Source organism: Bacillus sp. LR--39, from assembly GCF_053613335.1.
Map to the genome: position 1 here is coordinate 1 of NZ_JBSIOT010000615.1, position 832 is coordinate 832.

The 832-nt window shown below is 45.3% G+C and carries 1 pseudogene; it reads left to right on the forward strand.

What is annotated here, in order from left to right:
• A pseudogene (locus ACWHAR_RS25325) lies at nucleotides 1-832 on the forward strand (hypothetical protein); the annotation flags it as partial.

The window sequence follows — 832 nt, forward strand, 5'->3', positions numbered from 1 at the left end:
CGTTTTTAAATTACAAGATGAAGCCTGGCTTGACCCCGATGAAGTTCTAGCCAGCTATGAAGACTGGACCGACCCGTCATATTGGCCGGAATCATCTAGGATTCAAAAGAGCCGGCAAAAGCTTGCGGATAAGCAAGGTGACCCCCATGAGAAAAACGGGATGGTTGGGGCCTTCTGCCGAACATATTCGATTCCGGAAGCAATTGAAATGTTTTTATCTGACGTTTATGAAGAAGCCGGGCCTGGGCGCTTCACTTATAAGGAAGGGTCCACTAATGGCGGTTTAATTCTCTACGATGACGAAAAATTTGCATATTCCCATCATGGAACTGACCCGGTCGGAGGTCTTTTAGTCAATGCTTTTGATTTAGTCAGAATCCATAAGTTTGGCATGCGCGATGAAGAAGCTGACCCAAATACGCCGGTTGTCCGCCTGCCATCATTTACGGCCATGTCCGATTTTGCTTTAAATGATAAAAATGTAAAACGTACAATCGGACAAGAAAAGCTGGCCCAGGCAAGTGAAGAGTTTGGGGTTGTTGAAGATTCGGATATGGATTGGTTGGAGCATCTGGACGTAAAGAAAAATGGTGATGTTCTTTCGACGGCCAAAAACATTATCTTGATTCTGCAGAATGACCCCCGGCTTGCTGGGAAAATCGCATGGAATGACTTTTCACATAGGGCTGCCGTTTTGGGTGATTTGCCTTGGCGTAAATTATCGGAGGGAGATTACTGGACGGACAGGGACGATGCCTCTTTAAGAAACTACTTAGAGACAATCTATAAAATTTGCGGACAAGGCAAGGTTCATCATGCCTTAATGGAGGTT